The organism is Sphingobium sp. SA916 (genome assembly GCF_002894065.1).
GTDB lineage: Bacteria > Pseudomonadota > Alphaproteobacteria > Sphingomonadales > Sphingomonadaceae > Sphingobium > Sphingobium fuliginis.
Genome location: NZ_LXYF01000026.1, coordinates 90,597 through 97,489, shown reverse-complemented (window position 1 = coordinate 97,489; position 6,893 = coordinate 90,597). Strand labels below are relative to the sequence as shown.

Genomic DNA, 6,893 nt, shown 5'->3' with positions numbered 1-6,893 from the left:
CGCGCATCATCTCCGTGGGCCCCGGCGGCTTCCTGCGTCAGGGTCCGGGCGACCAGCAGGCACCGATTCCCCCTGCCCCGCCGCGTCGCCTGGTCCCCGCAAAGCCCAGCCCGGAAATCGCCGGCAAGACCACGCTGCTCGACCTGACGGAGCGCATCTGCAAATGGCCGATGGGCCATCCGGGCGAGCCGGACTTCCATTTCTGCGGCGAAGCGGTGAACCCCGGCTTCCCCTATTGCGTCGAACATTGCGGCCGCGCCTATCAGGCGCAGTTGCCGCGCGGCACTCGCCGTCCGCCGCCGCCCCTGCCCTTCGGTGGTCCGCGAGTTCGCTGATCGCCAGAGCAGACCGGGATGGAAAAGGGCCGCTCCATTTGGAAGCGGCCCTTTTCATTGGCTGTGGCGCGTCAGGCGATGGTCAGCCCGACATCGACATTGTTGCGCGTGGCGTTGGAATAGGGGCAAATCTGGTGCGCCGCGGCGACCAGCCTTTCCGCGTCGGCCCGCTCCACGCCAGGCAGGCTGATCTCCAGATCGGCGGTGATGCCGAACCCGCCCGCCGCGCGCGGACCTATGCCGACGGTCGCGGTGACGGCTACATCCTGCGGCACGCGGATCTTCAACTGACCACCTGCAACCTTGAGAGCGCCGATGAAGCAGGCCGAATAGCCCGCGGCGAAAAGCTGCTCGGGATTGCTGCCATCGCCGCCGGGACCGCCCAGTTCCTTCGGGGTCGACAACTTTACGGCGAAGCGGCCGTCTTCCGAACGGGCTTCCCCATCGCGGCCTCCGGTGGCGGTGGCGCGGGTACGATATTTGACATCGACGGACATGGCCTTTTTCCCTTCATATTTCACGATAATCATTATCGCGATAATCTTTAGATAGATATGGCGCGGCCCCTTGTCCAGCATTTTATTTATCACGATATATATTTTCGTGCTATGGAACCTGCAAAGGAGACCGCCCATGCCCGCCGCCCTGCCGCTCGACGATCAAGTCTGCTTCTCGCTCTATGCCGCCAGCATGGCGATCGGCCGCGCCTACAAGCCCATGCTCGACCGACTGGGCATCACCTACCCGCAATATTTGGTGCTGCATGCCCTATGGGAACAGGACGGCCGCACCATCGGCCAGATCGCGGAGCGTCTGTCGCTCGAATCCAGCACGGTGACGCCGCTGGTCAAGCGGCTGGAGGCGGCAGGCTTCCTCACCCGCGCCCGCAGCACGGCCGACGAACGGCGCGTCGACGTGCGCCTGACAAAGCGCGGCGCGGCGATGCGGGAGGAATGCGGCTGCCTGGGCGAAACCCTGCTCGAACGGTCCGGCATGGACGGGATGCAACTGGCCGACCTCAATGAGCGGGTGAAGCAGTTGTGGGCCGCGTTGCGCGATCCGCTGCCCTGAACAACGCGCGCTTGCGCCTGCCATCCGCCGGCTTATAGCTTGTGCCCATGTCCGAAGACCTGTTCGCCGCCAATCCCTCCGCCACCCCGCAATATGACGCCTCCGCCATCGAAGTGCTGGAGGGGCTGGAGCCGGTGCGCCGCCGCCCCGGCATGTATATCGGCGGCACGGACGAGCGCGCGCTGCACCATCTTGCCAGCGAAGTGCTGGACAACAGCATGGACGAGGCGGTCGCGGGCCATGCGACGCGGATCGAGGTGCTGCTGGAGCCAGGGAACAGGCTGACCATCACCGACAACGGCCGGGGCATCCCGGTCGACCCGCATCCCAAATTTCCCGGCAAGTCGGCGCTGGAGGTGATCCTGACCACGCTCCATTCGGGCGGCAAGTTCACCGACAAGGCTTATGCGACCTCCGGCGGTCTGCACGGCGTTGGCATCAGCGTGGTCAATGCGCTGTCGGTCGTCACGGTTATCGAAGTAGCGCGCAACAAGGAACTGTTCCGCCAGAGCTTTGCCCAGGGCCTGCCCACCAGTGGGCTGGAGAAGGTCGGCGCGGCGCCCAATCGGCGCGGCACATCGGTCAGCTTCATTCCCGACACGGAGATTTTCGGGGAGCAGAAGTTCAAGCCATCCCGTCTTTATCGCCTTGCACGGTCCAAGGCCTATCTTTTCGCGGGCGTGGAAATCCGCTGGAAATGCGCGCCGGAACTCATCACCGACGATACGCCGGCCGAGGCGGTGTTCCAGTTCCCCGGCGGACTGGCCGATCATCTGAAGGAACAGGTGGGCGACCGCGAATGCGCGACCAGCGCCTTTTTCTCCGGCTCACAGGATTTTCCCGATGCGGCCGGGCGTGTGGAATGGGCGGTGGCATGGCCGCTCTGGTCGGACGGTAGCTACTCCTGGTATTGCAACACCATTCCGACGCCCGATGGCGGCACGCATGAGACCGGCCTGCGCGCCGCATTGGTGAAGGGCATCCGCGCCTTCGGCGAACTGGTGGGGCAGAAGAAGGCGAAGGACATCACCGCCGACGACATCGTGACTTCTTCGGAGATCATGCTGTCGGTCTTCATCCGCGATCCGCAGTTCCAGAGCCAGACCAAGGACAGGCTCACCAGCCCGGAGGCGGCGCGGCTGGTCGAAAATGCGGTGCGCGACCATTTCGACCATTATCTTTCCGACCATATGGAGCGCGGCAAGGCGCTGCTCGCCTATGTGCTCGACCGGATGGACGAGCGCCTGAAACGCAAGCAGGAGAAGGAGGTCAAGCGCAAGACCGCCACCAGCGCGCGCAAGTTGCGGCTGCCGGGCAAGCTGACCGACTGTTCGAACGATGATCCGGAGGGAGCGGAAATCTTCCTGGTCGAGGGCGATTCGGCCGGCGGCTCCGCCAAGCAGGCGCGTGACCGCAAGACGCAGGCGATCCTGCCCCTGCGCGGCAAGATATTGAACGTCGCCTCCGCCAATACCGCCAAGATCCTTGCCAATCAGGAGATTGCCGACATGATCCTGGCGCTGGGCTGCGGCACGCGCAAGGACTGCAATCCCGACAATCTGCGCTACGAACGCATCGTCATCATGACCGACGCCGACGTCGACGGCGCGCATATCGCGACGCTGCTGATGACCTTCTTCTTCCAGGAGATGCCGGAACTGGTGCGGCGGGGTCATCTCTATCTGGCGCAGCCGCCGCTCTACCGCCTGACAGCAGGGGGCAAGAGCCTCTATGCCAAGGACGACGCCCATCGGGAGCAAATCCTGGCCAAGGAGTTCAAGGGAAAGAAGGTCGACGTCAGCCGCTTCAAGGGCCTGGGCGAGATGAACCCGGCGCAGCTTCGCGAAACGACGATGGACCCCAAGACCCGCAGCCTGATCCGCGTCACCCTGCCCGACGACATAGAGGACCGGCAGCAGGTCCGTGAACTGGTGGACCGGCTGATGGGCACCAATCCGGCTCATCGCTTTGCCTTCATCCAGGAGAATGCGGCAACGGTCGATGAGGAGACAATCGACGCCTGAGAAGCGATTTTCTTCTTGATTGCGGCAAAGCGGATTTTCGCGATTGCCTGAAAACTGCCGGGCAAAAATCTGCCGGCAATTTTTTGCCTACCGCCGCGTTAACCAGCGCGGGGCACCGGATGTTCAATTTTCGGCGGGATACGGGCAAGCATGTCAGGCTTCGCCCCGCCCATTCCCTCATCGGCTCTGCGTCGCTTCGCGCTTCGCGCCAGCGCCACCCTGCTGCTGGCGGCGAGCGGCCATGCTCTGGCGCAGGCGCCGCTGGGGGCTATTCCGGACATCTTCACGCAGAGCCGGCCGGCCTATACGCCCGCCGAACGCGTCGCCGCCAATCTTCTTGCGGGCGGCATGAGCCGTCTGGCAGCAATCAGTGCGCAGCAAGGCGGCACGGCCAGTCCAGCGCCCTGGGTGGGTCAACCGCCTGTCCCGGAAGCGATGATCATCAACGATCGGCGCATCAACGACTTCAGCGGCAAATTGCCCGGTTGGCGGTTGCAGGGGGTCCAGCTTTCCGTGCTGAGCTATCGCCAGCCGGTGCTGGTGCCCGGCTTCATGCAGGGATTTTCGCCAGAGCCGACGGCTGCCGCAATTCCACGGGCCAGCGCGTTCGTCATGCCGGCCCGCCCGGTTCCGGCGCTTTCGGGCCAGATCATGCCGCGCAATGGGCAACCCGATGTTTTCGGATCGGTCGCCATGCCGATTTCCCGGACGCTGCTCGACAGCAAATGGGCTTCCGTTTCGGCGGCGCTGCCCGGCAAGGGGGTCTGGAGCGGTGTCCTGAACGCGGCTCGCGGATCGACGGCGCAGCAGCAGGTCGAGATGATCAATGGCTGGGTCAATCGCCGGCTGCATTTCGTCGATGACCGGCAGGGCGGCGACAACTGGGCTTCGGCGGCGCGGACGCTACAGAGCGGCGCTGGCGATTGCGAGGATTATGCCATCGCCAAGATGAAGCTGCTGGAGGCGGCGGGTTTCGACCGCCGCGCCATGTTCCTGGTCATCGCCCGCGACCTGGTGCGGCAGGCGGACCATGCCGTGCTGGCGGTGCGGATCAGGGACGAGTTGATGATCCTCGACAATATGACCGACCGGGTGCTGCCTTCATCCAGCGTCAGCGACTATCGGCCGATCATGAGCTTCAATGCCTTTGGGCGCTGGACTCATGGCTATCGGGTGACGCCGCCGCAGCCGGTGCAGTTTGCGGCGCGGTGAGCGCGCCCCCTTGGTGCATCGTCCTTCGCATTGTTGAGGACAAGCTTACCGCTCCCGCAGCGCTTCCGACCGCGCCTTCATGATCGGCTTTAATAGATAGGCCAGCACCGACTTGCGGCCGGTCAGGATTTCCACATCGCAAACCATGCCCGGCGTAATCGGCAGCTTGTGTGCGCCTGAACCGAGCCAGGCGCGGTCCGTCTCCACGACCACGGTGAAATAGGCTTCTCGTGTCGCTTCGTCATAGACGCTGTCGGCGGAGACCTGCTGCACCGTGCCCGTCAGCCCGCCATAGATCGAGAAGTCATAGGCCGTCACCTTCACCACGGCCCGGTCGCCGGTCTTGATGAAGGCGATGTCGTTCGGCTTCACCCGCGCCTCGACCAGCAGCTTTTCGCCCACCGGGACGATCTGCATGATCTTCTGACCGGGACTGACGAAACCGCCGATGGTCGTCACCTGCACGTCATTGACCACGCCATCGACGGGCGAGCGGATCTCCGCCCGCTGCGCCCGTCCCTTTGCGCCCCGAAGGGACTCGCTGTTGACGGCGATCTTCGCCTCCAACTGGCTACGCTCGTTGAGCGCGTCCTGACGGAACTGGTAATTGGCTTCCGAAAGCTGCGCCTGCGCCTCGCGGATCGCGGCGGACGCACGCGAAGCCTGCTGCTGCGCGGCGTTCAGCCGCCCCTGCGAGTCCACCAGTTCGCGGCGGGCGTCGAGCAATTCGGTCTGGGGAATGATCGATTTCGCCGCGAGTGGTTCCAGCATCGCCACCCGCTGGCGCGCAAGCTGGACGCTGCCGCCCAGGCTGTCGATGGTCGCCTGCGCCTCGCCCAGTTCGCGGCGGCGCTGGTCTACCTGGGCCGCAAGCGCGTCCTGCTTGCTGCGAAGCGCCGACTGGCGGACGGCGGCGAGCGCCTGCTCCTGCTGGCATTCCGGCCCGCCGGTCGTGCAGGCCGCGCCTTCGCCCGTGCCTTCCCGCTCCAGACGCCCGGCGCGCGCGGTCAAGGAGCGGGTCTCCGCCTGCAACTGCCCAAGTTCGGACGCCAGCATCGCATCGTCCAGCCGCACCAGAAGCTGGCCCTTGCTGACCTTCTGACCGGAGCGAACTAGTATTTCCTCGATCGTGGTCGGTTCGGCGGACTGGATGACCTGCGCCTTGCTGGACGGGATCACCCTGCCCTGCCCGTGCGTCACTTCATCCACCGGCGCCAGGCTGGCCCACATCAGGAAGACCAGCATGCCGCCGCCGCTGTAGAGAATGACCTGCTTGTTGCCCGGTTGCCCCCGCAGCCAGCCTATCCAGCGCGAAATCATGGTTGCACCCCTTGGATATGATGGTCGTCCGCCGCCAGAGTGACCGGCGCGGCTTTCTGTTGGCGGGCGAGCATCTCGCTCAGCGCGCCGCCGCCTGTCGAAGGATCGGGGATGGAGAGTTTCCAGCCCTTGGTCGGGTCCATCCGGCCGCCGACATCATTGGCCGCCCGCCGTTCCGGAAGGGCCGCGACGGGCGGATAATCGATGGCCGGTTCGGCCGCTATGGCGAAGCGCGACGGGTCGAAGGCGGGGATATGCTCCCCGCCCGCATAACGGCCGGTGAACGCGGCGGGCAGGCCCCAGCCGCCCGGCCAGCGGTAGAAGATATGCGCGCCGATCTGCGCCAGCTTGGCCAGATGCGGCGCCCAGCGGGGGAAGACATAATCGGCGTGATAATGGGTCGCGGTGCCCACTTCCTTCTCGACCCGGCCGGTCAGCGCATCGGCGGCGATCCGCTTCGCCCGGTTCCAGAGGTCGGGCAGCGGACGGCGCGCCAGCGAACCGTCGCAGACGAAGCTGAACTGGCAGACGGAGGCGTCGAAACGCTGATAGACGACGCCGCACACCGTCTTGGCGAAGGCGGGGTGACGGACGCGGTTCAGCACCACCTGCGCGACGGCGCGCTGGCCGCTTTCGGGCTCCCGGGCGGCTTCATAATAGACGGCCTGGGTCAGGCATTGGAGGGCGCGGTCATGGTCCTCGCCCGCCGTGGCGAGGGCACGGAAGGGCTTGGCGGCGCTGATCGTGCCGGAGAAGCCGAGGCGCTGGTTTTCCTCGCGGGCCTTGTCGCCTTCCGCAGTCGGGTCGGTTTGCCCGGTCATCTGAACCAATGCCAGATATTGGCGGGGGATGGCGGGAGCGGCTTCCACGATCTTGGCTTGCATCGTGGGCTGGGGCTGGTCGTGGTGCCACAGCAGCGCCACGGCGAAGG

At 65.4% G+C, this 6,893-nt stretch carries 7 protein-coding genes; 4 read left to right on the top strand and 3 right to left on the bottom strand.

Annotation, left to right across the window (positions count from 1 at the left end):
• Window positions 1-335: GcrA family cell cycle regulator (locus tag A8G00_RS06420; RefSeq protein ID WP_216365600.1), on the top strand; the 335-nt coding region annotated here is incomplete at its 5' end.
• Between the two features lie 71 nt (window positions 336-406).
• Here A8G00_RS06420 and A8G00_RS06415 read toward each other — a convergent pair.
• The gene (locus tag A8G00_RS06415; protein ID WP_025546570.1) at window positions 407-832 is read right to left on the bottom strand and encodes an organic hydroperoxide resistance protein; all 426 of its coding nucleotides are present in this window, start codon (window positions 830-832) and stop codon (window positions 407-409) included.
• Window positions 833-968: 136 nt separating this feature from the next.
• On the opposite strand from A8G00_RS06415, the gene A8G00_RS06410 reads away from it, so the two are divergent.
• From A8G00_RS06410 to A8G00_RS06400, 3 genes are all read left to right on the top strand, one after another.
• The gene (locus tag A8G00_RS06410; protein ID WP_103000318.1) at window positions 969-1,406 is read left to right on the top strand and encodes a MarR family winged helix-turn-helix transcriptional regulator; all 438 of its coding nucleotides are present in this window, start codon (window positions 969-971) and stop codon (window positions 1,404-1,406) included.
• A 47-nt stretch (window positions 1,407-1,453) separates the two neighbouring features.
• Window positions 1,454-3,430 carry a DNA topoisomerase IV subunit B gene (gene parE / locus A8G00_RS06405; protein ID WP_103000317.1) on the top strand — a complete coding sequence of 659 codons (1,977 nt, stop codon included), beginning with the start codon at window positions 1,454-1,456 and terminating at the stop codon, window positions 3,428-3,430.
• Between the two features lie 150 nt (window positions 3,431-3,580).
• Entirely contained in the window at window positions 3,581-4,642 is a 1,062-nt protein-coding gene (locus A8G00_RS06400; RefSeq protein WP_103000316.1) for a transglutaminase-like cysteine peptidase, read from the top strand.
• A 45-nt stretch (window positions 4,643-4,687) separates the two neighbouring features.
• Here A8G00_RS06400 and A8G00_RS06395 read toward each other — a convergent pair whose 3' ends face one another.
• Together A8G00_RS06395 and A8G00_RS06390 are read right to left on the bottom strand one after the other, a co-directional pair.
• A complete protein-coding gene (locus A8G00_RS06395; protein ID WP_103000315.1) occupies window positions 4,688-5,962 on the bottom strand; it encodes an HlyD family type I secretion periplasmic adaptor subunit in 1,275 nt (424 codons plus the stop codon).
• A complete protein-coding gene (locus A8G00_RS06390; RefSeq protein ID WP_103000329.1) occupies window positions 5,959-6,846 on the bottom strand; it encodes a cell wall hydrolase in 888 nt (295 codons plus the stop codon). The genes A8G00_RS06395 and A8G00_RS06390 overlap by 4 nt, the downstream gene beginning before the upstream one ends.
• Window positions 6,847-6,893: the final 47 nt, after the last annotated feature.

Excerpts from the sequence above, each read along its gene's own strand:
- A8G00_RS06390 (WP_103000329.1), bottom strand. The coding sequence starts at position 6,846 with ATGCAAGCCAAGATCGTGGAAGCCGCTCCCGCCATCCCCCGCCAATAT.
- A8G00_RS06400 (WP_103000316.1), top strand. The coding sequence starts at position 3,581 with ATGTCAGGCTTCGCCCCGCCCATTCCCTCATCGGCTCTGCGTCGCTTC.
- A8G00_RS06415 (WP_025546570.1), bottom strand. The coding sequence starts at position 832 with ATGTCCGTCGATGTCAAATATCGTACCCGCGCCACCGCCACCGGAGGC.
- A8G00_RS06410 (WP_103000318.1), top strand. The coding sequence starts at position 969 with ATGCCCGCCGCCCTGCCGCTCGACGATCAAGTCTGCTTCTCGCTCTAT.
- parE (WP_103000317.1), top strand. The coding sequence starts at position 1,454 with ATGTCCGAAGACCTGTTCGCCGCCAATCCCTCCGCCACCCCGCAATAT.
- A8G00_RS06395 (WP_103000315.1), bottom strand. The coding sequence starts at position 5,962 with ATGATTTCGCGCTGGATAGGCTGGCTGCGGGGGCAACCGGGCAACAAG.